The organism is Kitasatospora sp. NBC_01266 (assembly GCF_036242395.1).
In the GTDB taxonomy this organism is placed as follows: Bacteria; Actinomycetota; Actinomycetes; order Streptomycetales; family Streptomycetaceae; genus Kitasatospora.
In genome coordinates this window covers 1421373-1446967 of the sequence record NZ_CP108458.1, presented here as the reverse complement: position 1 = coordinate 1446967, position 25595 = coordinate 1421373, and the positions used below count along the sequence as shown (strand labels likewise).

General features: G+C 72.5%; 18 protein-coding genes. 7 read left to right on the top strand and 11 right to left on the bottom strand.

The features are described from left to right. Window positions 1-78: 78 nt before the first annotated feature. The 8 genes from OG403_RS06480 to OG403_RS06445 all read right to left on the bottom strand — a co-directional run bounded on the left by OG403_RS06480 (window position 79) and on the right by OG403_RS06445 (window position 8743). Window positions 79-1161 (bottom strand): glycerate kinase, encoded by a 1083-nt coding sequence (locus tag OG403_RS06480; protein WP_329562157.1) that lies wholly within the window; start codon window positions 1159-1161, stop codon window positions 79-81. Next, window positions 1158-1979, bottom strand: coding sequence for a sugar phosphate isomerase/epimerase family protein (locus OG403_RS06475; protein ID WP_329562155.1), 822 nt, complete (start codon window positions 1977-1979; stop codon window positions 1158-1160). Before OG403_RS06475 ends, OG403_RS06480 begins: the two co-directional genes overlap by 4 nt. Continuing rightward, on the bottom strand, window positions 1976-3124 hold the full coding sequence (locus OG403_RS06470; RefSeq protein ID WP_329562153.1) for a dihydrodipicolinate synthase family protein: 1149 nt from the start codon (window positions 3122-3124) through the stop codon (window positions 1976-1978). Before OG403_RS06470 ends, OG403_RS06475 begins: the two co-directional genes overlap by 4 nt. Continuing rightward, complete coding sequence (locus OG403_RS06465) at window positions 3124-4275, bottom strand: Gfo/Idh/MocA family protein (protein ID WP_329562151.1); 1152 nt, start codon at window positions 4273-4275, stop codon at window positions 3124-3126. The genes OG403_RS06470 and OG403_RS06465 overlap by 1 nt, the downstream gene beginning before the upstream one ends. 142 nt (window positions 4276-4417) lie before the next feature. Beyond that, window positions 4418-5398 (bottom strand): hydroxyacid dehydrogenase, encoded by a 981-nt coding sequence (locus tag OG403_RS06460; protein ID WP_329572140.1) that lies wholly within the window; start codon window positions 5396-5398, stop codon window positions 4418-4420. A 122-nt stretch (window positions 5399-5520) separates the two neighbouring features. After that, window positions 5521-6435, bottom strand: coding sequence for a carbohydrate ABC transporter permease (locus OG403_RS06455; protein ID WP_329562149.1), 915 nt, complete (start codon window positions 6433-6435; stop codon window positions 5521-5523). Beyond that, window positions 6432-7280 carry a carbohydrate ABC transporter permease gene (locus OG403_RS06450; protein ID WP_329572138.1) on the bottom strand — a complete coding sequence of 283 codons (849 nt, stop codon included), beginning with the start codon at window positions 7278-7280 and terminating at the stop codon, window positions 6432-6434. The genes OG403_RS06455 and OG403_RS06450 overlap by 4 nt, the downstream gene beginning before the upstream one ends. 110 nt (window positions 7281-7390) lie before the next feature. Further along, complete coding sequence (locus tag OG403_RS06445) at window positions 7391-8743, bottom strand: ABC transporter substrate-binding protein (RefSeq protein ID WP_329562147.1); 1353 nt, start codon at window positions 8741-8743, stop codon at window positions 7391-7393. A 302-nt stretch (window positions 8744-9045) separates the two neighbouring features. Between OG403_RS06445 and OG403_RS06440 the strand changes: the two genes are divergently transcribed. Further along, window positions 9046-10986 carry a DUF2264 domain-containing protein gene (locus OG403_RS06440; RefSeq protein ID WP_442910870.1) on the top strand — a complete coding sequence of 647 codons (1941 nt, stop codon included), beginning with the start codon at window positions 9046-9048 and terminating at the stop codon, window positions 10984-10986. A gap of 4 nt (window positions 10987-10990) precedes the next feature. After that, window positions 10991-11794 carry a sugar phosphate isomerase/epimerase family protein gene (locus OG403_RS06435; protein WP_329562145.1) on the top strand — a complete coding sequence of 268 codons (804 nt, stop codon included), beginning with the start codon at window positions 10991-10993 and terminating at the stop codon, window positions 11792-11794. A 45-nt stretch (window positions 11795-11839) separates the two neighbouring features. Here OG403_RS06435 and OG403_RS06430 read toward each other — a convergent pair whose 3' ends face one another. Then, on the bottom strand, window positions 11840-12898 hold the full coding sequence (locus tag OG403_RS06430) for a LacI family DNA-binding transcriptional regulator (RefSeq protein WP_329562143.1): 1059 nt from the start codon (window positions 12896-12898) through the stop codon (window positions 11840-11842). Between the two features lie 178 nt (window positions 12899-13076). Beyond that, window positions 13077-16034, bottom strand: coding sequence for a polysaccharide lyase family 8 super-sandwich domain-containing protein (locus OG403_RS06425; protein WP_329562142.1), 2958 nt, complete (start codon window positions 16032-16034; stop codon window positions 13077-13079). Between the two features lie 312 nt (window positions 16035-16346). Between OG403_RS06425 and OG403_RS06420 the strand changes: the two genes are divergently transcribed. The 4 genes from OG403_RS06420 (at window position 16347) to OG403_RS06405 (ending at window position 21554) form a co-directional block, all read left to right on the top strand. After that, entirely contained in the window at window positions 16347-17453 is a 1107-nt protein-coding gene (locus tag OG403_RS06420; RefSeq protein WP_329562140.1) for a GntR family transcriptional regulator, read from the top strand. A 347-nt stretch (window positions 17454-17800) separates the two neighbouring features. Continuing rightward, on the top strand, window positions 17801-18307 hold the full coding sequence (locus tag OG403_RS06415) for an ATP-binding protein (protein WP_329562138.1): 507 nt from the start codon (window positions 17801-17803) through the stop codon (window positions 18305-18307). An 80-nt stretch (window positions 18308-18387) separates the two neighbouring features. Continuing rightward, window positions 18388-19449: a substrate-binding domain-containing protein gene (locus tag OG403_RS06410; RefSeq protein ID WP_329562136.1), complete on the top strand. Its 1062-nt coding sequence runs from the start codon at window positions 18388-18390 to the stop codon at window positions 19447-19449. A gap of 473 nt (window positions 19450-19922) precedes the next feature. Further along, on the top strand, window positions 19923-21554 hold the full coding sequence (locus OG403_RS06405; RefSeq protein WP_329562134.1) for a sphingomyelin phosphodiesterase: 1632 nt from the start codon (window positions 19923-19925) through the stop codon (window positions 21552-21554). A 114-nt stretch (window positions 21555-21668) separates the two neighbouring features. Here the strand turns inward: OG403_RS06405 and OG403_RS06400 are convergent, their stop codons facing one another. Further along, window positions 21669-22946: an alkaline phosphatase family protein gene (locus tag OG403_RS06400; protein ID WP_329562133.1), complete on the bottom strand. Its 1278-nt coding sequence runs from the start codon at window positions 22944-22946 to the stop codon at window positions 21669-21671. Between the two features lie 574 nt (window positions 22947-23520). Here OG403_RS06400 and OG403_RS06395 point away from each other — a divergent pair. Beyond that, window positions 23521-25332: a ricin-type beta-trefoil lectin domain protein gene (locus OG403_RS06395; RefSeq protein ID WP_329562131.1), complete on the top strand. Its 1812-nt coding sequence runs from the start codon at window positions 23521-23523 to the stop codon at window positions 25330-25332. Window positions 25333-25595: the final 263 nt, after the last annotated feature.

Sequence of the window (25595 nt, the reverse complement as noted above, 5' to 3'; positions counted from 1 at the left end):
CACCGACGAGCCGGACCCTGCCGAAGGCGTTGACGCCGCAGCAGGGTCCGGCTCTCCGTGTCCGACCCGCGGTCCCGCTCAGCCCCGAGGGTCCGCCTCGGCGGCGAGCGCGGCGCCGGCTGCCCGGAGCCAATCGGCGGCGTGTGTGCGTGCTTCGTCCGGGTCGCCGGCCAGCCCGGTGAGGGTCAGCACGCCCGGTTCGGCCGACTCGCCGGCGACGATCCGGGCGGCCGCTCCGGCCCGCTCAGCCCGTGCGAGGACCTCGCCGACCACCTTGCCGTTGAGGCTGGTGGCGTCGAACCGGCCCTCGCCGGTGACCACCAGGTCGGCCCCGGCCAGCGCCTCGTCCAGGCCGAGCAGGTCGGCGACGGCCGCGGCGCCGGGTGTGACGGTGGCGCCCCAGGCAGCTGTCAGCCCGTAGGCGGTGCCGCCGGCCGCGCCCGCCCCGGGCTGCTCCGGGTCGCCGCCGAGCAGCGAAGCCAGGCGGTGCAGGCCCTGGTCGAGCTGCTCGACGTCGGCCGGTGAGGCGCCCTTCTGCGGGCCGTACACGGCGGCGGCGCCCTCGGGCCCGAGCAGCGGGTTGGTGACGTCGGTGAGCAGCCGCACGCCGCCGGTCGGCGCCGCCCGGAACCGGCCCCGGTCCACCCAGTGGGCGCGGACCAGCTCGCCACCGCCGTCGGGCAGCGGCACCCCGTCGGCGTCGAGCAGCCGCAGACCGAGGGCCGCCAGCAGGCCCGCACCGCCGTCGGTGGAGCCGGAGCCGCCCAGGGCGATCAGCAAGCGGGTCGCGCTGTGGTCGAGGGCGGCGGCGATCAGCTCGCCGGTGCCGCGCGTGGTGGCGGTGAGCGGGGCGAGCTCGGTCATCAGCGTGATGCCGCTGGCGACCGCGAGTTCCACGACGGCGGTGCCGTCCGGCAGGAGCGCGAACGCGCCGGGCACGAGGCGGCCGTCGGGGCCGGTGCAGCCGCCCACCCGGGTCACGGGAATCCCCGGGTGGGCGGCCCTGACGGCGCCCAGTGTGCCCTCACCGCCGTCAGCCATGGGGCGGATCAGCAGCTGATCCGCCGGTCTGATGGAACGCCAGCCGTCGGCCAGGGCCTGGGCGGCCTCAGCGGCGGTGACGGTCCCTTTGAAGGAGTCGGGCGCGAGAACGACCTTCACGGGGTTTCCACGTGGGCGTGGTGACGCTCGATCATGGTCCGCAGGGTCTGCGCGCCCGGGGTCCCCCAGACGGTCTCGTTGAAGATCTCGACCTCGATCCAGCCGGTGTAGCCGGCCGCCGCTACCTGGTCGGTCAGGGTGCGGAAGTCGATGTGGCCGTCGCCGACGTGGCCGCGTCCGAGCAGGGCGTCGGCGGGCAGCGGCAGGGTCCAGTCGCAGACCTGGTAGGAGGCGATGCGGTCGCCCGCCCGGGCGATCTGCCGCGCCAACTCCGGGTCCCACCAGACGTGGTAGCTGTCCACCACGACGCCGACCTGTTCGACCGGGAACTGCTCGGCGAGGTCCAGGGCCTGGCCGAGGGTGGAGACCACCGCCCGGTCGGCGCAGAACATCGGGTGCAGCGGCTCGATCGCCAGCCGCACACCGAAGTCCCCGGCGTGTAGGGCGAGTTCGCTGAGCAGCTCGGCCACCCGGGCGCGCGCGCCGACCAGGTCGCGACTGCCCTCGGCCAGACCGCCGACCACCATCACCAGGGTGTCCGTGCCCAGCTCGGCGGCCTCCTCCAGCGCCCGCAGGTTCTCGGCCAGCGCGGTCTGCCGGCCCTCGGCCCCGACAGCGGTGAGGAAGCCGCCCCGGCACAGGCTGCTGACGCTCAGACCGGCGTCGCGGACCAGCTTCGCGGCGGTGGCCAGGCCGGTTTCGGCGACCTTGTCCCGCCACAGTCCGATCGCCGGGATCCCGGCGTCCACGCAGCCCTGGACGGCCTCGGGCAGGCTCCAGTGCTTGGTGGTGATCTGGTTCAGTGCCAGCCGGGTCATGCCTCCACCCCCGCCACGGCGAGGAACTGGCGCATCCGGTGCACGGCGAGGTCCGGATCGGGCAGCACGCCGGCCCGGTCGGCGAGGCGGAACAGCTCGACCAGGTGCGGCACGGAGCGACCGCTCTGCGCGCCGGCCACCATGGTGAAGTGGTCCTGGTGGCCGGCCAGCCAGGCGATGAAGACGATGCCGGTCTTGTAGTGGTAGGTCGGCGTGGCGAACAGGTGACGGGCCAGCGGCAGGGTCGGGGCGAGCAGCGCGTCGTAGCGTGCCAGGTCGCCCGCGTCGAGCGCGTGCAGGGCGGCGGCGGCCGTGGCTGCGATCGGGTCGAAGATGCCCAGCAGGGCGTGACTGTGGCCCAGTTCGTCGCCGCGGATGAGCTGCGGGTAGTTGAAGTCGTCGCCGGTGTAGAGCTTCACGCCCGCCGGCAGGGCGCGGCGCAGGGCGATCTCGCGGTCGGCGTCGAGCAGCGAGACCTTGATGCCGTCGATCCGCCCGGCGTGCTCCTTGATCAGCGCCAGCACCGTCTCGGTGGCCCGGTCCAGGTCGGGGGAGCCCCAGTAGCCGTGCAGCGCCGGGTCGAACATCTCGCCGAGCCAGTGCAGGACGACGGGCTGCCGGGCCTGGCCGATCAGCTGGCCGTAGAGGCGCAGGTAGTCGTCGGGGCTCTGGGCGGTGGCGGCGAGCGCCCGGCTGGCCATCAGGATCGGCTGCGCGCCGGCGGCCTCGACCACGTCGAGCTGCTCCTCGTAGGCGGCCAGGATGGCGGGCAGGGTCGCCGTGGGAGCGGCGAGTTGGTCGGTGCCGACACCGCAGGCGAGCCGGCCGCCGACCGAGCGGGCGGCGGCCCCGGAGCGGGTGATCAACTGGCGGGTGGCGTCCCAGTCCAGGCCCATACCGCGCTGGGCGGTGTCCATCGCGTCGGCCACGCCCAGGCCGAGCGACCAGACGTGGTGGCGGAAGGCCAGGGTGGCGTCCCAGTCCACGGCGGCGGGTGCGCCGGGGGCGTTGGCACCGAGGGGATCGGCCACCACGTGCGCGGCAGCGAAGACGGTGCGGTAGGCGGTGGCGGTGCCGGGCAGCTCCAGCGGCTCGGGGTCGCGCAGCCGGTGGGTGCCGCTGCCGGGGAGGTCGATCTCGGCCATCAGATCTCCAGCTCGGGAACGTCGAGGCGGCGGCCCTCGGCGGCGGAGCGCAGGCCGAGCTCGGCGAGCTGCACGCCCTTGGCACCCTCCAGCAGGTCCCACTGGTAGGGCGCGCCGGTCGCCACGTGCTTGAGGAAGAGCTCCCACTGGATCTTGAAGCCGTTGTCGAACTCGGCGTTGTCGGGCACCTGCTGCCACTGCGCGCGGAACGACTCGGTGACCGGCAGGTCCGGGTTCCAGACCGGCTTCGGCGTCGCCGCCCGGTGCTGGAAGCGGCAGTTGCGCAGGCCCGCCACCGCGCTGCCCTCGGTGCCGTCCACCTGGAACTCGACCAGCTCGTCGCGGTCCACCCGGACCGCCCAGGAGGAGTTGATCTGGGCGGTGATGCCGCCCTCCAGCTCGAAGATGCCGTAGGCCGCGTCGTCGGCGGTCGCCTGGTACGCCTCGCCCTGCTCGCCGACCCGCTGCGGGATGTGGGTGGCGGTGTGGGCGTAGACCGAGCGCACCGGGGCGATGATGTTGTCCAGCACGTAGCGCCAGTGCGGGAACATGTCCAGGATCATCCCGCCGCCGTCCTCGGCCCGGTAGTTCCAGGACGGGCGCTGCGCGTCCTGCCAGTCGCCCTCGAAGACCCAGTAGCCGAACTCACCGCGCACCGAGAGGATCCGGCCGAAGAAGCCGCCGTCCACCAGGCGCTTGAGCTTGAGCAGGCCGGGCAGGAAGAGCTTGTCCTGCACGGCGCCGTTGCGGACGCCGGCCTCTCGCGCCAGCCGGGCCAGCTCCAGCGCGGCGTCCAGCGATTCGGCGGTCGGCTTCTCGGTGTAGATGTGCTTGCCGGCGGCGATGGCCTGCCGGATCGCCGGCTCCCGGGCGGTGGTGACCTGGGCGTCGAAGTAGATCTCGGCGAGCGGGTGGGCCAGCGCCTCGTCGAGCGAGGTGGTCCAGTGGTCGAGGAAGTGCCGATCGGCGAGCTGCCGGAGCTTCTGCTCGCTGCGACCTACCAGGATCGGCTCGGGCCAGAGCACCTCGCCGTCGCCCAGGGCGAGGCCGCCCTGCGCACGGATGGCCAGGATGGAGCGGATCAGGTGCTGGCGGTAGCCCATCCGGCCGGTGACACCGTTCATCACGATGCCGATCACTCTGCGGGACATGTCGCGGCTCTCCTTGTGCGGTGGGGGCTCCGGCCGGTGCGGACGAAGCATGGTAAGCGCTTTCCGAAATCGGCGGCGCGGTGCTGGACCCGCCGGGGCCCTGGCAGGGACCCCGGCGGGGGCTCGGTGGCCTGACGAACCGTCAGGCCGTTTGGTGGATCGCCTCCGGCAGGACCGGGTGGGCGAAGGGCAGGCCCGCCGCGAAGCGGGCGAGCTCGTCCGCGGCGGCAGCCGCCATCCGGTGCAGCTCGTTGCCCAGCGAGCCGGCCAGGTGCGGGGTGAGCAGCACGTTCGGCAGCTCGTACAACGGCGAGTCGGCGGGCAGCACCTCGGGGGTGGTGACGTCCAGCACCGCGCTCAGCCGGCCGGACACCAACTCCTCGACCAGGGCGTCCTGGTCGATCAGCGACCCCCGGGAGGTGTTGACCAGGGTCGCGCCGTCCGGCATCAGCCCCAGCATCTGACGGCTCATCAGGTGGCGGGTGGTCGGCAGCTCGGGCACGTGCACGCTCACCAGGTCGCTGAGCGTGCACAGTTCGCCCAGCGACACGGCGCGGGCGCCGAGCGCCTGCGTCTGCTCCGGCGTCACGTACGGGTCGTGCAGCAGCAGTTCGAAGTCGTACGGCCGCAGCAGGTCCAGCACCCGGCGGCCGATCTGCGAGGCGCCCACGATGCCGACCGTCTTGCGGTAGTTGCCCATCTCCGGGTGCGCGTGCTGCCAGTCGCGCCGGCCGCGCTGCTGCCGGTACTCGGAACTGATCCGCAGCACCTGCTTGTTGGCGAACAGGATGGCGGCGACGGTGTACTCGGCGACCGGCAGGGCGTTGGCCCAGGCCGCCGAGGTGACCTGGATGCCGCGCTGCCAGCAGGCGTCGGTGACGTGGTGCTTGACCGAGCCGGCGGCGTGCAGCACGGCGCGCAGCCGGGGCGCGGCGGCCAGCACGGCCGCGTCGATCGGCGGGCAGCCCCAGCTGCTGACGATGACCTCGGCCTCGGCGAGGGCGGCGAGTGCCGCGGGGGTGCCGAAGTCGTCGAGGACGAGTCCGGGGTCGAGCTCGGCGAGGCTGATGAGCCGCCCGAGCGTGCGCTGGTCGAGCAGCCGCGGGGCGAGCTCGGGGTGCATGGCCAGCACGGCCCGTGGGCGGCGGCGTCCGCCGGGCAGCGGCTCCGCCCCGCCCGTGGCGGCGGGCTGCGGATCGGACACGGGACTCTCCGGGGTGTCGGTGGAGTGGACGGGAGGGGCGGTCACTTGACGCTGCCCGCGGTGAGACCGGCCTTCCAGTGCCGCTGCAGGGCCACGAAGGCGACCACCAGCGGGAGGACCGCGAGCAGCGCACCGGTGACTACCAGCGGGTAGTAGCCGGGCTCGCCGCGGGTCTGGGTGTTCCAGGAGTAGAGCCCGAGGCTGACCGGGAAGAGCTTGCTGTCGGAGAGCATCACCAGCGGCAGGAAGAAGTTGTTCCAGATGGCGGTGAACTGGAACAGGAAGACCGTCACGAAGCCGGGCATCACCATCTTCAGGCCGATCGACCAGAAGGTGCGCAGCTCGCCGGCGCCGTCCATCCGGGCCGCCTCCAGCACCTCGCCGGGCACGTAGCCGGCGCAGAACACCCGGGCCAGGTAGACCCCGAACGGGTTGACCAGGCTGGGCAGCAGGACCGACCAGAAGGTGTTCACCAGGCCGACCTTGGATGCCAGCAGGTACATCGGCAGGGCCAGCGCGGTGGTCGGCACCAGCACGCCGACCAGCACCAGGCCGAACAGCTTCTCCTTGCCGCGGAAGCGGTAGACCTCGAAGGCGTAGCCCGCGCAGACGCAGATGAACGCGCAGAGCAGGGCGCCGATCCCGGCGTAGAGCAGGGAGTTGAGGTACCAGCGGAAGTAGATGCCGCCGTCGGCGGTGGCCAGGTCGTGCAGGTTCTGCCCGAGGTGGATGTTGGACAGCGTGAGCGTGTTGCCGCCGAGCAGGTCCGGGGTGTTCTTGGCCGAAGCGGTGACCAGCCAACCGAGCGGCAACAGGGTGTAGAGCGTGAACAGCACCAGGGCGCCGTTGACAGCGGCCTTGGAGAGGCTCCACTGCCGCCGAACTGCCCGGCCGGGCGCGGGAGTCGGCCGGGTCCGCCGCGCGGCGGCGCGATCGGGGGAGGAGAGCGTGGTCATGCGGTGGCCTCCGATCGGCGCTCGGCGCGGCTGCGGGTGGCCCGGGTGACGACGAAGGACAGTGCGGCGGCGACCAGGGCCAGCAGTACGGAGGAGGCGGCCGCCAGGCCGTAGTCGTTGCGGTCGAAGGCCGCGGTGTAGGCGTACATGTTGGGCGTCCAGGAGCTGACCACGGCGGGTGCGGTGCGGTAGAGGATCATCGGCTCGGTGAAGAGCTGGAGCGAGCCGATCACGGTGAACATGCCGACCATGGTGATCGAGGCGCGGATGAGCGGGAGCTTGATGCTGAGCGCGGTGCGCAGCGGGCCGGCACCGTCCACCACGGCGGCCTCCAGCACCTCGCGGGGGATGGCCTGCAGGGCGGCGTAGAAGATCACCATGTTGTAGCCGGTCCACTCCCAGACCGCCATGTTGACCACGGCGGGCAGCGGGTGGCCGAGCAGGTCCAGCTGGCCGCCGGCCGAGTGCAGCACGCCGAGCACCGGGCTGATGCCGGGGGTGTAGAGGTACGTCCAGACCAGCGCGGCGATGATGCCCGGCACGGCGTGCGGCAGGAACAGCGCCAGCTGGAAGAAGCGCTTGGCCCGGGCCAGTGCGGAGTCCAGCAGCAGAGCCACCAGCAATGACACCCCGAGCATCACCGGGATGTAGATCACGCAGTACTGGACGATGGTCAGGAACCCGGTCCGGTAGGCCGAGTCCCCGAGCGCCCGGGCGTAGTTGCCGAAGCCGGTGAAGACCGTCCGGGCGTCGCCGAAGCCCAGCCCGGAGCGCTGCTCGGTGAACAGGCTCAGGTAGACCGCGTAACCGATCGGGACCAGCATCACCGCGGTGAAGAGCAGCATGAACGGGGCGATGAGCACGGCGGGGGCCCCGCCCCGCCCGCGCCGCCTGACGGTGGCGGCGCGGACGGAGGAGGTGGTGCCCCGCGCCGGAGGCGCTGTTCGGGGCTGCGTCACTGGGCGACCTTGAGCCCGCGGGTCTTCAGCGCGTCCACGGTGGCCTGCTGGGCGGAGTCCACCGCCGAGCCGATGCTGCCGCCGCTGCCGAGCTTGCCGAAGGCGTCCGACAGGGTGCTGTTGGTGACGCTCAGGGCCGGGCCCCACTGCCAGCTGGGCACGATCGCCTTGGACTCGTCCACGAACACGGAGTAGATGTCCTGGCCGCCGTAGAAGTCGGTGTTGAACGCGGCCTTGGCGCTCGGGATCAGGGTCGGGGCGGCGGGGAACATCGAGGAGGTGCCGGAGGCGATCCGGGCCTGGATGCCCTCGGGCGTGGTGGTCGCCCAGGTGGAGAACTCCACGGCGGCCTTGGCCTTCTTGCTGTCCTTGGAGACGGCGAAGGTGGTTCCGCCGAGCATGCCGCTGGCGGGCTTGCCGTCCCAGGTCGGGATGGGGGCGACGGCCCACTTGCCGGCGGCCCCGGGGGAGCTCGCCAGGTCGGACTTGAGCACGCCGCCACCCCAGGCGGCACCGACGTAGGCAGCGGTCTCGCCCTTCTGCAGCGAGGCGACCCACTGCTGGCTGAACGAGGTCTGCACCCGCACCAGGTCGCCGGAGACCAGCTGCTGCCAGTAGTCGGTGACCCGCTTGGTCTGGGGGCTGTTGACCGCGACGTTCCAGGTGTCGCCGACACTGGTGAACCAGTGCGCGCCGTTCTGCCAGGAGAGCGCCTCCAGGGTGCTCGGGTCGTCGGGGAAGAAGGTGCCGATCCGGGTGTTCGGCTCGGCCTGCTTCAGCTTCTGGGCGTCGGCCAGGTATTCGTCCCAGGTGGTCGGCGGGGTGGTGATGCCGGCCTGCGCGAACAGGTCCTTGCGGTAGAAGAGCGCCTGCGGAGCGGCGTCCAGCGGCAGGCCCCAGGTCTTGTCGGCCAGGGTGGTCAGCTCGACGGACTGCGGCAGGTACTGCGCCTTGAGGCTCGCCGGGACGAGCTTGCTGATGTCCTGCACGGCGCCCTGGCTGACGAAGTCGGGCAGCGCCGCGTACTCGACGTTGAACACGTCCGGGGCGTTGCCGGCCTTGACCGCGTCCGAGATCTTGGCGTATCCGCCGGCGACGCCGGACGGGATCTGCTGGAAGTTGACCTGGACGTCCTTGTGCGAGGCGTTGAAGGCGTTCACCACGTCCTGGGTGCCCTTGGCCCAACCCCAGAAGGTGATCGTGACCGGGCCGGCGCTCGCGCTGGGGGCGCCGGTGCTGGAACCGCTGCTGCCGCAGGCCGCGACGAGGGAGAGGGAGAGCGCACCGATGGCGGTGGCGGCGGCGAGGCGCGATCTGCGCGAACGGGCGCTGGTGCGGGGGATCGACATGGCTCGGCTCCTGGGGGGCGGGGCGGGGCGGGGGCGGTGTGCCGGTTGCGACCGGTCGTCGCGAGGTCGGCGACGGTGGATCGCGGCTATCCTGCGACCACCTGCGATCAGAGTCAAGAGTAAGAGATCAAGTGATCCAAGGTGATCGAATCGTGACCAGTGCGAGCTGCCAAATCTGCAGCTAAATCAGGATTGTCATGGTTGCCGCCAAGAGCAGGCTGATCATTCGCTCTGATCGGCTTGACGAATGATCTGACGGTTCCTAGATTCGATCAGCCCCTTCCAGAGCAAGGAGTACTGCCGTGCCCGCGATCGAGTTGCCACCGGAAGACCGGACGCTCAGCCCGCACACCGGATGGACCAGGGCCCATTGGGAGGCCGTCGCGGACGGCCTGCTGGAGTCCGTGGCGCGGTTCGCCGGCCCCGAGCACGCGCTGATCCCGCTCCCCGGCGAGCGGCCCAGCATCTCCGGGCGGCGCTCGGACGGCCTGGAGGGGTACGCCAGGACCTTCCTGCTCGCCGCGTTCCGAGTGGCCGGCGCCGGTGGCGCCGACCCCGCCGGCCTGCTGCGCCGGTACGCCGAGGGACTCGCCGCCGGAACCCGCACCCCGACCGCGGAGGGCGACCTCGCCGACGGCGACCAGGTCTCCTGGCCGAGCATCGTCGAGCGCCGACAGGCCCTGGTGGAGGCCGCCTCGATCGCCGTCGGCCTGCGCCTCACCCGCCCGTGGCTCTGGGACACCCTCGACGGGCGGACCCGGGAGCAGGTCCGCGCCTGGCTCGCCCCGGGCCTGGCGCCCTCCCCGGTCGACAACAACTGGTGGCTCTTCCCCGCCATGGTCGGCGCCTTCCTGGTCGAGGCCGGACTCGACCACGACGGCGCCGGACAGCGCGCCGTCGACCGCGGACTGGCCCGGATCGAGCAGTGGTACCTCGGCGGCGGCTGGTACACCGACGGCCGGCCGCGCGCCTTCGACCACTACAACGGCTGGGCCTTCCACCTCTACCCCGTGCTGCACGCCCACCTGACGGGCGACCAGCGCCTGCTCGACACCTACGGCCCCCGGCTGGCCGCCCACCTCGCGGGGCACGCCCGCACCTTCGGCACCGACGGCGCGCCCGTGCACCAGGGCCGCTCGCTCGCCTACCGGTTCGCCGCCGCCGCACCGCTCTGGGCCGGCACCCTGACCGGCCACACCCCGCTGTCTCCCGGTACCACCCGCCGGCTGGCCTCCGGCACGCTGCGGTACTTCGTCGACGGCGGCGCCGTCGACGCCGACGGCCTGCTCCCGCCCGGCTGGTTCGGCCGCTACCCGGCCATGGTCCAGAACTACTCCGGACCGGCCTCGGCGTACTGGGCGAGCAAGGGGTTCCTGGGCCTGCTGCTGCCCGCCGACCACCCGGTGTGGACGGCCGTCGAGGAACCGGGACCGGCCGAGACGGCGGACGCGGTCACCGCCCTCCCGCAGCCGGGCTGGCTGATCCAGTCCACCGCCGCCGACGGCCTGGTCCGGCTGCACAACCACGGCAGTGACGACCAGCCCGCCGACCAGGTGCACGCCGACGACCCGCTCTACGCCCGCCTGGCCTACTCCACCGCGACCGGCCCGGCCTTCGAGGGCACCCCGGACAACCACCTCGGCCTGGTGGTGGACGGCGAGCTCAGCGAGCGCGGCCGGATCAGGCCGCTCGGCGCCGGGGACGGGTGGGCCGCCTCCGCCCACCACCCGCTGGTCGGCGGCCGGGAGCTGCCCGGCGTCACCGTCACCTCGCTGGTCCTCGCCGCCGGCGCCGACGAGGTCCGGATCCACCTGGTCAGCGGTGCCGAGCCCGGCACCGGAGTGCGGCAGAGCGGGTGGGCCGCAGCCGGTGCGGCGGCCGAGCAGTGGGCGGACACGCGGCACGCCAGGGTGACCGCCACCGACCTGCGGGGCCTGCCCCTGGTCTCCGCACTGGCCGGCCTGCACGGCTTCGCCGACGCCGACTGCCACCGGTTGCCCGGCGGCACGGCGTTCGGCACGGCGGCCGCCGTGCCGGTGCTCACCGGAGCCACTGGGACCGGGAGCTCACTCTTCGTCAGCCGGGCCAGGCTGGACCGGTCCGCTGCGCCCGGACCCGTTCCGGAGCCGCTGGTGCGGGTGGCGGGCGACCGGGTCCGGGTGCGCTGGCCGGACGGTGGCGCCCACCAGGCCGTCCTCGCCCCCGGCCGGGTCACCGTCACCACCGACCGCCCGGAGGGCTGACCGGATGCGCCTCGCCTTCTCCACCCTCGGCCTGCCCGGCCGCCCGCTCGCCGAGGTCCTCCGGCTGGCTGCCTCGCACGGCTGGGCCGGCCTGGAACTGCGCTGCGCGCCGGGCGAGCCGGTGCACCCGGAGATGACCGCAGCCGAACGGTCCGCCGCCGCCCGGGCACTGTGGCGGGCCGGCGTCACCCCGCTGGCCCTCGCGGGCTACGCCGCCGTGGCAGCCCCCGGGGAGGATGCCAGGCCGGTCGCCGAACTGCGCGGGCAGCTGCGGTTGGCCGCCGACCTCGGCGCCCGCCACCTGCGGGTCTTCCCGCGCGGCGGGGACGCGCCGGCGGTCGGGGCCGACCGGCGGGCGGCGCGGCGCCTCGCCGCGGTGGCGGACGAGGCCGAGTCGCTGGGCGTGCGGATCTTGTTGGAGACCCACGACTCGCACCGCGCGGGGCGGGATGTGGCCCGGGTGCTGGAGCTGGTGGACCACCCGGCGGTCGGGGCGCTCTGGGACGTCCTGCACACCTGGCTGGCGGGGGAGTCCCCGGCGGTGTCGCACGCCGCGCTCGCCCCGAGCCTCGGCTACGTGCAGGTCAAGGACGTCGCCGGGCCGGACGACCTCACCCCCCTGCCGCTCGGCGCGGGTGTGCTGCCGCTGGCCGAGTGCCTGGGGCTGCTGCCCCCGGAGTGCTGGGTCTCCTGGGAGTACGAGGCACCGTGGTTCCCGTCGGCCGCTCCGCTCGACGGCCTGCTCGGGTCCGGGGCGGCCCTGCTGGCGCGGCTGGCGGACCGACGGGCTGACGGACCGGCAGTCTGACGGGGCGATGACTGGCGAGCTGACGGGGCGCCGGCAGGCGCCCCGTCAGCCGTTGGTGCCGCCGCAGGAGCCGCGGACCTTGAGCTTCGGCAGCAACTGGACGTGGTGGATCGGCAGTTCGGAGTCGCCGTCGATCCGACGCAGGATCAGCTCGACCGCGCCGGTGCCCACCGCGTGCTTGGGCGGCGAGACGGCGGTCAGCGGCGGCGAGGCCAGCGCCGCGAAGACGTCGTCGTAGGAGATCAGCGCCAGGTCGTCCGGCGCGCGCAGCCCCCGGGCGCGCAGCGGCGGCGTCAGCTGGATCGCCTCCTGGTCGTTGTGCACCAGGAAGGCCCGCACACCCTGCCCGACGGCCTCCGCGATCCGCGCGGCGAGGCCGTCGGGGTCGAGGCCGGGGCGGGTGATGTCGAGCACCGGCTGCGGCTTCAGCCCGAGCAGCCGGACGCCCTCCTGGTAGCCCGCCCGTACCTGGCCGGCCGTCCAGGAGTCCAGCCGGGCGGCCAGTGCCACCGACTCGTGGCCGAGCGAGAGCAGGTGCCGCAGGGCCAGCAGCACGCCGTGCCGGTGGTCGGAGCTCACCGAGTCCAGCTCGGCGGCGGTGCTGTCCGCGGGCGCGGGGCGCTCGACCAGGACGGCCGGCACCGGCAGTTCGCGGATCCAGGCCGTGTCCACCGCGCCGGTCGCCGGGCGCCAGTTGGGACTCAGCAGCAGGCCGTCGACCCCGGCCTCGAGCAGCTGCTCCGCCTGGGCCCGGTCGTCGGAGGACTCGTAGGCCGAGATGCCGAGCACCAGCCTGGCCCCGGCGGCCGTGGCCGCCGTGCGGGCCCCGGCGATGATCTCGTCGAAGTAGGAGCCGACGGTGGGCACCAGCATGCCGATGATCCGGTCGCGGTCCGGCCGGTCCGGCGCGGAGCTGTCGCGGGGGAGGGAGACCGTGCCGTGCGAGCGGTACAGCAGGCCGGCCTCGGCCATGGCCGCCACGTCCCGGCGGACGGTGACCGCGGCGGTGCCGACCCGGTCGGCCAGGTCCACCACCCGGACCGTGCCCAGCTCGCGGACGACATCGAGGATCCGGGCCCGCCGCTGCTCCGCGGTGATCGTCATGCTTCTCTTCTCCCTGTCCGGTGCACCCGGGCTGACGACAGGCCGCCAAGACCGCTTGTGTATCACTTGCTCAGGTGTTGATCGAGTACACAGTAGGCGACTGGCCGCGCAGCGGAAAGCCCGGTGGGCCCGCGCACAGCCGGCGCGGGCCCACCGGGCGGGACCGGGAGGGGAGGGCTCAGGAGCTGACCACCTCCAGCTGCGGCGGGTTGGTCGAGCTCAGCCGGGCGTCGAGGACCACGGCGAGTCCGACGGCCCCGCCCGGTTCGAAGACGGCGAGGGCCGCCGTACCGTTGCCGCCGGCCGAGGTCTGGGCGGCCGCGACCGCACTGGTGACGTCGAGGCCGATCCAGTCGCCTCCGGTCGAGAGCAGGCCGGTGCCGAGCGCGGTGGTGCGGCTCGGGGCGGTGTTCCAGGTGACGCCGGTCTCGGTCCAGTTGGTCGAGGAGAGCCCGAACGCCTGCAGCGTGGTCTCGGTGCCGGCGGAGTCCTGCACGTTGCCGTAGAGCCAGAGCACCGCCCGGGAGACCTTGCCGGTGAGGCCGGAGACGTCGAAGGCGAGCAGCGACTCGCGGGTGTAGCCGCTGTTGGCCGTGTTGGTGTTCTTCACCACCACGGTCGTCGCGTTGCCGTAGTTGGTGTTGGCGTAGGACCCGTCGCGGACGTAGGTGGACGCCGTCGCGGTGAGCTGGGTGGCGGTCGCCGTGGCGGGCGCGCTGCCGGTGGTCGTCAGCACGGCGGTGCGGCTCGCGCCGTGCGTACCGCCGGTCTCCGCCAGCAGGCTGATCCCGCCGGAGGGGGCGAGCACGGCGATGCCGGCGGCCGAGCTGACGGCCGCGTAGCCGGTGCGGGCGATGCCGACCTGGACGGTGGTGGCGGCCCGGGTGGGGTCGCTGACGGCGACGGTCAGGGTGCCGCCCTGCTCGCGCACCAGCACCGAGCACGGACCGGAGGCCGTGAGCGGGCCGGCCGAGCCGGCGGCGAAGAAGTTGGCCATGGTGAGCCCGAGCGAGGGGCAGCTGATCGCCTGCACCGTCGCGGTGTTGGCCAGCACGGTGACGTTCGGGCTCGCGGCGCGGGCGGCCGCCTGTGCCGCCGTCGCCCCCGGCATCAGCTGGTAGCTGTAGCTCGCGCCGCTGGGATCGGTGCCGTGGTCGAACCACATGGTCAGGTAGTTGCGGGTGATCGGGGTGGTGGCCGAGCTGGTGTTGATGGTCGACCAGGCGCCGGTGCGGGCCTCGCGCTTGGCGTTGACGGTCGCGCCGCCGGGGAAGACCCAGGCGCCCATCCCGTCGATGGCCATGTACTGGCTGCCGGTGAAGGTCTGGCTCCAGCCGAGGGTGGTCGGCTGGACGGTGCCGTCGACCGTGAGGCCCTGGGTGTTGTTCGGGCCGAGGTTGCGGTTGTCGACGGTGGTCTGCACGTCCACGCCGTCGGTACAGGTGATCCCGGCGCCCAGGCAGTGGACCGAGTCGTCCAGCAGGAACCAGGACTTCTTGCCGGTGAGCGTGGACTGCAGGCCGCGCACGTCCTGGCCGACCACCGAGTAGGTGCCGTCGGTCGCGCCGCCGGCCCAGGCGGAGTTGGGGTGGGAGGCGCCCCAGGCTCCGCCCGCGGCGTTGGCCAGGGCCAGCGTGGAGACGGTGGTGCCGGGCAGCTTGTAGGGGTCGACCGTGGGCCAGAACGCGTCCGCGTACTGCCCGTCGCCGTAGTTGGAGCCGTACCAGTAGAGCATCCCGCTGTTCTGGTGCCAGCCCTGGAGGTTCTCGCCGTTGCCGGTCTCGTAGAAGGTGGTGCGGGAGGAGCAGATGCTCAGCTGCGCGGCCCAGCCGGGGCGGCGGTGGACGGCCCGGTCCATGCCGAACACCACGCTGTTGACGGGTTCGGCGGTGGCGGTGACCGTGGAGTCGTTCAGCAGGGCCTGGGCACGGGCGAGTTCGGCGACGCCGAGGGTCGTGTTGCTCATCAGCGGCTCGTAGTACTGGCGCTGCAACCAGCCCTTGACCATGGACTTCCAGGCCGCCGACTGGGCCGGGGAGGCCGCACCGGAGGTGGCCAGCCGCAGGATGTCGGAGACCACGCCGTGGCCGCGGTTGTTGTCGTCCTGCTGGAACTGCGTCGGGTTGTTGGTGGCGCCGATGCCGCGGCTCACGGCGCGGCCGCAGACGCCGTCCATCACCAGGCCGTTGAAGACGAACGGCGCGAAGGCCGAGTCCACCGCCGCGTAGAAGTTCTGCACGCCCGGATCCGTGATCGCCCAGGTGGTGCCCGCGGTCAGGGTGAGCAGCTTGCTCAGGTCGCCGAGCAGCACGTCGCCGTAGTGGCCGGCGTAGGGGGTGTAGGTGTGCTGGATGAAGCTGCCGTCGGAGTAGAAGCCGTCGCCGCTGAGCACGTACGGGAAGACCGGGGAGAGCGCCGTCTGCCCGCTGGTCAGCGAGGCCGTGCTCTTGCCGAGCACGCCGCGCAGCATCAGCACCCGGCAGAGGTCGACCCGGTTGGCGCCGGTACTGGTGCCGCTGTAGGTCGCGACCAGGGAGACCGGGACGAAGTGGTCGATCGCCGCGCAGTAGTTGGCCGTCTGGCTGGTGCTCAGCTGCGGGTACATCAGCAGCGCGGCGTCCAGCAGCCGCTGCGGGGCGCCGATCTGCCAGTCCCACCAGTTGTTGTAGGTGGTGGTGGAGGGGGTGTAGGCGTTGCCGTACAGCCAGTCGAGCCCGGTCAGGATCGCCGAGGCGAGCGCGGCGTTCCCGGTGAGGCCGGTGTTCGGCTGGACGTACGCCAGCGCCATGGTCCGGAGCCGGTCGTAGCTGCTGGTGACGTTGGCGGAGACGGTGCCGATCGGCAGGTCCGGCCAGAGCGAGCCGGTGGTCGGTGCCATCGAGCCTTGGTAGCCGCTCGCCTGGGAGCCGGTGGTGGACAGCACGGTGGAGAACGGCGCAGCCGTGGCGGTGAAGCCGCTGCCGGTGAGCAGTTGCACCCAGGTGCCGCGCATCGAGTCGTAGGTGTCGGCCCAGGCCATGGTCGGGCGGAGCAGCTGGGCGGCGCCGACCAGCGCGGCGGCGGTACCGGTGATCTGGAGCAGCCGGCGGCGGCTCATGGCCGGGCCGGATCGAGCGGTGGGCTGGGTGGCGTCCACGGGGCGTCCTCCTTGACGAACCCCCCGATCCGATTGGTGAGGACCGTAAGGGCGCCCGACTCGGACGGTCAACGAGCTTGGAGCACATGACCGGCCACATGTTTCGCCGGGGGCCGCCGGCAGGCGTCACCCAGCGTCGGGCTGCGGTTTCCCTAGTGGACGCGGGGTCGTGACGGGATGAACGGCCGATCGATTCATGGGGGAGTCATGTGCCCGATCGGGTGTTGACCGGAGCGGGATCATGGAAAATCCTGGCGGTGGCGGTGCCGTCGGTCGCACGGACCCCGCCAGGCGACGGACCAGGGAGCGCACATGACCGGCTCGGCCCACCGACCGGCCGGGACCACGGCCCCGGGAGCCAGGGGGCTGAAGTTCCGCACGCTCGCGGACCGCCTGCGCCGGGAGATCGGGGAGGGCGTCTGGCCGCCCGGCAGCCGGCTGCCCACCGAGCAGGAGCTGGCCCGGGCGCACGAGGCGTCGGTGAGCACCGTCCGCCGCGCCGTCGCCGACCTGGTCGCGGAGGAGCTGGTGGTGCGGCGGCAGGGCTCCGGCACCTACGTCCTCGCCCCGAAGGCGGGTGGCGGCCGCTCCGCGCTGATCGGCGTCATCGTGCCCGATACCGCCTTCTACTACCCCCGGGTCCTCAGGGGCATCGAGGAGCGGCTGGCGGCGGCCGGCGCACGGTCCGTCATCGCCTGCTCCGGCTACGACCAGGCCCGCGAGGCGAGGGCGCTCGCCGACATGCTGGAGGCGGGTGCCGAAGGGCTGCTGCTGGCGCCCACCCTGGCCGGTCCGCAGAGCCCGGAGAGCTACCTGGACCAGCTGGCCGGGCTACCGGTGCCGGTCGTGCTGGTCGAGCGGCGGGGGCGCAGCCTCGGCGACGTCACCGAGAGCGTCTGCACCCACCACGAGGCCGGGGGGTACGACGCCGTGCGCCACCTGGCCCGGCTCGGGCACCGGCGGATCGGGCTGGTGCTGCGGCTGAACAGCCCCACCACCGAGCCGGTGGACTGCGGCTTCCAGCAGGCCGTGCGTGAACTCGGGCTCGCGGGAACGGAGTTCCGGGCCGCCCTGGAGGAGTGGAGCCCGGCTGCGGCCGACCGCTGCCTGCTCGGCCTGCGCGGGGCCGGCGTGACCGCCGCGGTCTGCTTCGGCGACCGGCAGGCGGCCTTGCTGGAGGCCGCGGCCCGCCGGGCCGGGGTGCGGGTGCCGGACGACCTGGCGCTGATCGCCTACGACGACGAGATCGCCGACATCGCCGAGGTCCCGCTCACCGCCGTGTCGCCGCCCAAGCACCTGCTGGGCCGCACCGCGGCCGGCCTGCTGCTGAACCGGCTGGAGCACCCGGAGGACTCGCACCGGCAGATCCTGCTCCGGCCGGCGATCACCGTCCGCGAGTCCTGCGGGGCGGCCCGGTAGGGGCCCGCGGGGCCCCTGGGCTGAGCGCTGTGCTCCGGCCCGCCGCCGCTGACGGGTCCGTCTCCCGCTCATTTGCTGAGCAAATGAGCTAATTACTGACCAGATCCGATTGACGCGATCAATCGATCGCCCTACCGTGAGTCCATGCCGCTCTCGGCATCCGTCTCCCGTCGGTAACGGTCGGCACGCGGGCCCCAGGGTCCCCGACCGGCCTCGCCAGCGCCGCCGACGCCCGTCCGCACCGCGAGTCGCCGACCGCGTGCTGCCGCTCCGGGCGCCGTCGTGCCCCGAAGCACGTCCCTTCCACAGTCCGGCCGGTGTGCCGCCCGGGCGTGAAGGAGCTCCCGATGACCAGCATCGATGCGGCAGTCTCCCCGGTCCGCCCCCCGCGCTGCGGGTGCGCGGCCCGGATCCGGACGATCGGCTGCGTGCTCGCCGCCGAGACGTCCGCGGTTCCCGTGCTGCGCCGCTTCGCCCGCCGGGTGGTCCGGCAGTGGCACCTGTCCGACTCGGTGGAGGAGGCGGTGGGCCTCATCGTGACCGAACTGGCCGCGAACGCGGTGCGGCACAGCGGCAGCGACGACCTGGCGCTCCGGATGAGCTGCGGCGACGGCCGACTGGTGCTGCACGTGCAGGACTCCGGGCGCTGGCGGCCGTCGGAGCCCCCGGCATGCCCGGAGGAGGAGGCGTGCTCCGGCCGCGGGCTGGACCTGGTGCGCGCCTACGCGGCGCGGTGCACCGTCCTGCCGACCGCGGAGGGTACCCGGGTAACAGCCGAACTACCGCTGGGGGAGCCGCTTCGCTGCCCGATCGATGCCGATCCGGTGGTCGGCCCCGACGGACTGGCCGTCTGATGAACACTTGGACCGAATGAGATCGAATGATAGAAAGTGATCTTACGGCTCATCCACGCAACTGCCCAGGGGAGGTCGCAGTGGTCAGCACGGCGGCAGAACGACGCGCCCGAATCCTCGGCGCCGTCGACCGGCTCGGCACGGTTCGGGTGATCGAGCTCGCCGCCCACCTGGGCATCCCCGTCGTCACACTGCGCCGGGACCTCGCCGCCCTCACCGCCGACGGCCGGCTCCACCGCTCGCACGGTGTCGTCAGCTCCCCGTCCCGGGCGACCGCCGAGCAGCCGGAGCGGCCGCCGGTGGTGGGCATGCTGGTCCCCACGGTCGGCTCGTACTTCGACGAGATCATCGCCGGGGCCCGGGCCGCCTCCGCCGGCGCCCGGCTGGTCCTCGGCATCTCCTCCTACCAGGCCCGGGACGACCGCGCCCAGGTCGAGCACCTGCTCGGCTCCGCCGTGGACGGACTGCTGCTCAGCCCGCACTGGCTGCCCGGCTCGGACAGTCCGCTCGACTGGCTCGCCGACCTGCCCGTCCCGGCCGTGCTGATCGAACGGCGCGGCGCTCCCGGCGCGCCCGCGGTCGCGCTCGACACCGTGGCCTCCGACCACCGCCACGGCGTCCTGCTCGCACTGCGCCACCTCGCCGCGCTCGGCCACTGCGCGGTGCTGCTCGCCGCCCGCGACGACAGCTGGACCGCCCACCAGGTCCGGGCCGGCTACGCCGAGGCCGTGCGGCGGCTCGGCCTCGACCCGCAGCCGGTGCTCGACATCCGCGACCCCGGTGCGCCGGGCGAGGGCCCGGGCGGCATCGAGCGGCTGGCCGACCGGATCGCGGCGGCCGCCGGCACCGGCGTCCGGGCCGTGCTGGTGCACAACGACCACGAGGCCGTCCGGCTCTCGATGCTGCTGCGGGCCCGCGGCCTGCGGCTCCCCGAGGACCTGGCGCTGATCTCCTACGACGACGTGTTCGCCGCCCTGGCCGCCCCGCCGCTGACCGCCGTCGCACCGCCCCGGCGGGCGGTCGGTGCGACCGCGATGGCACTCCTGCTGCGCCGGCTCGAAGGCGAGGCCGACCTGCCCGCCCACCGCATCGACCTGCTGCCGGAACTCAAGGTCCGCGGCTCCTGCGGCGCCATCGGCTGACCGCATCCGGCGGGCACGGCGGACCGCCGTCAGGTCGCGAGCGTCTGCTCGGAGGCGTCCGGGAGCGACTGAGTGGGGCTCAGGACGGTGACGAGCCGTAGCGACTGGTGTGCGGTGGCTGTCCGCCGGAGTGACGGAGGGGCGACGCGGAGATGGCGCGGGCATGAAAGCTCAAGCGCGCTCTGATCAACTGTGATCAACCGCTCCTGAAACTGAGCAATCGTGCGCTAAGTTCACCGCGGGGCAGCCGGGGGCCCTGTCCCGCGCTTCTCCCGCCCCGTCGGCGCCCGCGCCGGCCGGTCGCCGACGGATACCCGGTCCGCCTCGTCCCGGCCCGTCGGCGCATCGGCGCGTCGGAGACACCGCGACACCCGGCGGACCGGTCCGCCGCGCCCTGCTCGGCCGACAGTCCGTCCGCCTCCTGCTCGTCCTCCGGGAATGCGCTTCCCTACTGATTGATGGAGCACACGCAGTTGTCCAGAACCCGCACCCTCGTCCTCCCCTGCTCGCTGGCGATGGCCGGCGCGCTGCTGTCCGCCTCGGTTGGCACCGCGACGGCCGCCACCGCCACCGCTACGACGACCGGCACCAGCACGCTCTCCGTCCTGGCCTTCAACGTCGACCTCGCCACCTCGGCAGTGGACTCCGCGAAGAGTGAGAACGCCGCCGGACGGACCCCCGCCGTCGAGGCGGTCATCCGCGAGCACGACGCCGACGTGGTCATCCTCGACGAGCTGTTCAACCAGACCTCGTCCGACCAGATCCCCGCGGACCTCGCCGCCCAGTACCCGTACCACACGCCGAACATCGGCCAGGTCTGCTCGGGCGGTGGCTGGGACTCGATCAGCGGCGACTGCTCGACCGCCGCGGGCATCATCCGCGGCGGCACCATGATCCTCTCCAAGTACCCGATCATGGCGCAGCACGCCTACGTCTTCGAGAACGCGGTCTCCTGGGACTGGTTCTCCAACAAGGGCGCGGTGCTCGCCGAGATCGACAAGAACGGCACCCGGTCCTGGGTCGTCGGCACGCACCTGCAGGCCGACCAGGCCGGCACGTCCGTCGACACCACCCGGGCCACCCGGGTCGAGCAGATGGGCGAGATCAAGAACTGGGTGAACGCCACCGTCGGCACCCAGGGGCCGGTCCTGATGGGCGGCGACCTCAACATCGAGTACTTCAACGGGCAGGTCGGGCGCGCGCCGGGCGACTCGGACCTCGACCGGGCGAGCGCGGCGGGCAGCGCGGTGCTGCACACCGTCGAGGACCCGAACGCCCCGGTCCGCACCCTGGACTGCGACGTCGGCGCCTGGTGCAAGACGATGTCGGGCATCGAGAGCTTCCCGAGCACGTACGACGACAGCCTCGACTACCTCGGCTACCTGAACGACACCGACGCCTCCGGCACGACGCGGCCCGTCCCGGCCGCCGTCGCCCCGGTGCAGGTGCTCTTCGACCCGCAGCCGGGCTGGGCGAACGGGCAGCTCGACACCTACGCGCCGAGCGACCACTACCCGGTGATGACCACCTTCACCATCGGCCGGACGAACATGCCGGCGGTGGACTGGAAGGCGCTCGACTCCAGCGGCGGTGACGACAACCTCTCCCTCACCATGCAGAACCGCCCCGACTGGGACCCCGGTGCCCTCAAGGCGACCTGCCTCGACGGCGAGCGGTTGGCCGGCCTGAGCTACGGCGGCGACCGCGAACTGTGCACCGACGCCACGTCAACCACCGCGTGGGACGCCGCTCGTGACGTCACCGTGGTGCACGGCGAGACGTACGTGAGCACCGACTGGGCGTCGGGGTACACCAAGGCCCAGTGCCCGCAGGGGTCGGTCGCCACCGGCTACAGCCGCAACGGCGACACCATCGGCGTGCTGTGCGCGAAGTCCGCCGTCCCGCTGGGCACCGCCACGCGCACCGTGTGGTTCAACGGCGGTGACAACCGCCCGCCGGCGGCCGGCGGCGGTGACTTCGCCCCCGGCGACTACAAGGGCCAGTGCGCGGACGACGAGTACGTCGCCGGCGTGGCCTACAGCCACCCCTGGTGGCAGTCGTGGGCCGCCCGCCCCTACGCGCTGCTCTGCCAGAAGCTGGCCTGACGGCCCACCCACGACTCACCGTTCATGCCCGCGGCCCCGCCGCTGCCGCCGGACGGTGACTGGCCGTCAGGGCGGCCCCGGTAGCCGGGGCCGCCCTGACGGTGGGGAGGACGGTTACGGCAGGGCCCACTTCTGGTTGGCGCCGCCGTTGCAGTCCCAGATGATCAGCTGGGCGCCGCTGAGGCTGGAGCCCGGGTCGTCCAGGCACTTGCCGGACTCCGGGTTGACCAGGGAGCCGTCGGCCTGGGCGGCCCACTGCTGGGCCCCGCCCCCGTTGCAGGTGTAGAGCTCGACGGGGGTGCTGTCGGCGGTTCCGCTGTGCAGGACGTCCATGCACTTGCCGAAGACCTGGACGGTGCCGTTGCCGGGCAGCGTCCACGACTGGTTCGGGTTGCCGGTGCACGACCAGAGGACGATCGGGTTGAGGTTGGTGGTGCTGCTGCCGCTGTCGTCCAGGCAGCGGTTGCTGTAACCGCTTACCACACCCGGGCCGGAGCCGGTGCCGAAGGTCGTCGAGCCCCAGACATCGGTGATCGGGGTGGCGGTGGCGGAGTTGGCCAGCTCGGGCAGGCCGTACATGTCCTCGACGGTGCGCAGGACGTTGTAGTGGTTGATCGTCTCGCTGTAGCTGCCCGGCTTGACGTTGGCGCCGTAGAAGACGGTGGGCATGTGGTTGGCGGCGGTGAAGTCGTCCTCGTCCCAGGTGACGATCAGCAGGCTGTTGTGGGTCCTGGCCCAACTGGCGTAGCCGCCAACGGTGTTCTTGACCCAGGTGTCGCCTTCGAGGATGTTGCCGTCGTGCATCGACTGGTTGGCGTTGCCGTGCACGAAGGTGACGGCGGGCAGGGCGCTGTAGCCGGCGGCGCCGGCGGGGAAGCCGCAGCCCTGGCCCGGGGTCGGGGACGGGCAGCTCAGCCACTTGTCGACCGGGTTCGGTGCGGTGGCGGTGCCGGGGAGGTCGGCGAAGCGCAGCCAGGCGGCCGGCGTGGCCTCGTCGGAGTAGTCCGCGAAGCCGAGACCGTGCTGGATCAGCTCGTTGGGTAGGTTGTCGGCGTTGATCGAGCCCACCGGCGGGGGCGTGCTGTCGGTCAGGCCCTGGGTCGAACCGGACAGCAGGGCCTCGTAGTTCGGCAGGCTGGGGTGGTACACGCCGTGCGAGTCGCTGAACGACGCGCCCTGCTGGGCGAGGGAGTTGATGTACGGGGCCTGCGCGGTGTTGCCGATGATGGAGCTGTAGTCCTCGTTCTCCATCATCACGATGACCACGTGATCGGGGTTCGGCAGTGCGGCGGCGTGTGCGGTGCCGGCCGGGCCGACCAGCACGCCGGCGGCGGCGAGTGCGGCGGCGAGCAGCCCACCGAGGCGGCGGGCAGGAGTCAGAACTCGGTTCACGGAGGTTTCCCTGGAGAGTGGTAAGCGGATTCCACGGTCGGCGGGCCGGTGCCCGGACGACCCGTGGCAGCGAGCACGGTAGTGAGGATCTGCTCGCAATGCGCCAACACCGAGCAGATTTTGGCAGAACTTCCGCCGACCTCTCATCGGGATGCGGTGACGGTTCGCCTGCCTGCTGGCCGCCCTGCGGCGGGCGGACGACGACGATGACGACGTGGTCCTGCTGATCGCCGAGCTCATCGCCGAGGGGGCGTCAGGACCGCGCCGGGCCCGGTCGGCAACCCGGTCGGATCACGCTGACCAGCGAAGGCGACCGATCGGACTCGCCCGGGTGCCCGCAGGCTGTCGGAGCCGTTCGACGGCGCGCACAGCGAGACCAGGGTGCACTTTTCTGCTCGAAAACATGTGACTCTTGTCACCATCGAGCATTTGACGATATAGACGCGCTCTCCCCGCTTCGCCGCACCCGGCCGCAGTCTCACGACCGAAGGGCGTGACTCGGCTCCGGACGAGACGGGCTCCCCCCTGGCGTGCGCGAGCGCCGCCCACCCTCTCCGGTCAGGAGATCACCCCCATGGTCAACCCAACCCGCATCCGCCCGCTGATCCCGGCCGTTGCGATGGCCTGCGCCGTCGCCGCGCTGTCGAGCGGCCTACTCGCACCGAACGCGGTCGCATCGCCGACGGCGACCAGTCCGAACGGCAACTCCCTTGCTGTCACGCCGCCGATGGGCTTCAACAACTGGGCGCGGTTCGGCTGTACGCCCAACAACCCCAACACCGGCGACCTCGGGAACAGCGAGAGCCTGATCCTCTCCGAGGCCCACGCCCTGGTCACCCAGGGCCTGGCGGCGAAGGGCTTCACCACCGTCACCGTCGACGACTGCTGGATGGGCGGCGCCCGCGACGCCAACGGCAACCTGGTCGCCGACTCCACCAGGTTCCCCGACGGCATGGCCTGGTTGGGTAGTCAACTTCACTCCCTGGGAATGAAGTTCGGCCTCTACGAGGGCATCGGCACCTACACCTGCGGCGGCTACCCCGGCAGCTGGAACCACTTCCAGCAGGACGCCAACACCTTCGCCTCCTGGGGCGTGGACTACATCAAGCTCGACGGCTGCAACATGCCCTCGGCCTCCAGTACCGCCGCGGGCTACATCCAGGCGTACAAGGACTTCGGCGCGGCGATGAAGGCCAACACCAGCAAGCGCGACATGGTGTTCTCCGAGTCCTCGCCCGCCTACTTCTCCATCGGCGTGTCCGACCTCAGCAACTGGTACAGCGTGATCGACGGGGCGAGCCAGAGCGGCCAACTGTGGCGCGAGGGCTACGACGTGAAGATGTACAACGCGGGCGGATCCGCCTGGAACAAGCCGGGCAACCAGGCCGGCGTGCTGGTCCAGTACGGCTACAACTCGCTGCTGGCCCGCTACTCGGCCCCCGGCAGCTGGAACGACCCGGACTTCCTCATCACCGGCGACCACCTGACCGACGACGAGTCCCGCAGTCAGCTCGCCCTCTGGTCGATGATGGCTTCGCCGCTGATCCTCAGTACCGACGTCTCCGCGCTCTCGGCGGCCTCGCTGACCACCCTGAAGAACGGCGGCGTCCTCGCGATCGACCAGGACACGCTCGGCAAGCAGGCCGGCATCGTCTCCCAGAACGGCACCATCGACGTGCTCGCCCGCCCGCTGGCCAACGGCGACCGCGCCGTCGCCCTGCTCAACCGCGGCTCCACCGTGACGACCGCGAGCACCACCCTGGGCGGGGTCGGCTTCACCGGCGCCGGCTGCTCGGCGACCGTCAAGGACCTCTGGGCGGGCACCTCGTCCACCAGCACCGGTTCGATCAGCGCGACCGTCCCGGCCCACGGCACCGCCATCTACCGCATCACCCCTGGCACCGGCTGCACCGGACAGCAGCCCACCGGACAGCTCACCGGCATCGGCGGCAAGTGCGTCGACGACTCGTACAGCGGCACCGGCGCCAACAACCCGGTCACCCTGCACTCTTGCAGCGGCAACAGCAACCAGCGCTGGTCCCTCCCCGGTGACGGCATCGTGCGGACCCTCGGCAAGTGCCTCGACGCGGTCGACCAGACCACCGACAGCCGCTACGTCGGGTACTGGGCGAAGCTGAACACCTGCGACGGACGGGCCACCGAGCAGTGGGCCTACCAGCGCAACGGCTTCCTCGAGAACGCCAGCCTGAACTACTGCCTCGACGACTACTACTCCGCCACCACGGACGGCAACCCGCTGATCGTCGACGGCTGCGGCGTCTCCGAGGCGAACCAGCAGAACCAGATTCTGGGCCCTGCCCCAGTAACAGCGACGCCACCGAAGGCAGGTGCGAGACCTCGGTCTCGCACCTGCCTTCGGTGTTGACCCGACGGGTCGAGTGCACCCAGTACTTCGAAGACCTGACGCAGCGTCCGCTTCGGGAACCGCCTCGCACGCCTGTCGGGTGACGCCGCGTCCGGTGGGCTGCTGCCACTGCCCGCGGTGTTCCACGGTATTGAACTCACCGCGCTGCAAACATTGTTGACAACTGGCTCCACACACCAGCGACCACCTGGGACGGAGCCGCGCGTTCACAGCACTTCGTGAACATCGTGAGATGTTCAGTTGCCTCCTGGAAGGCGCCGCTC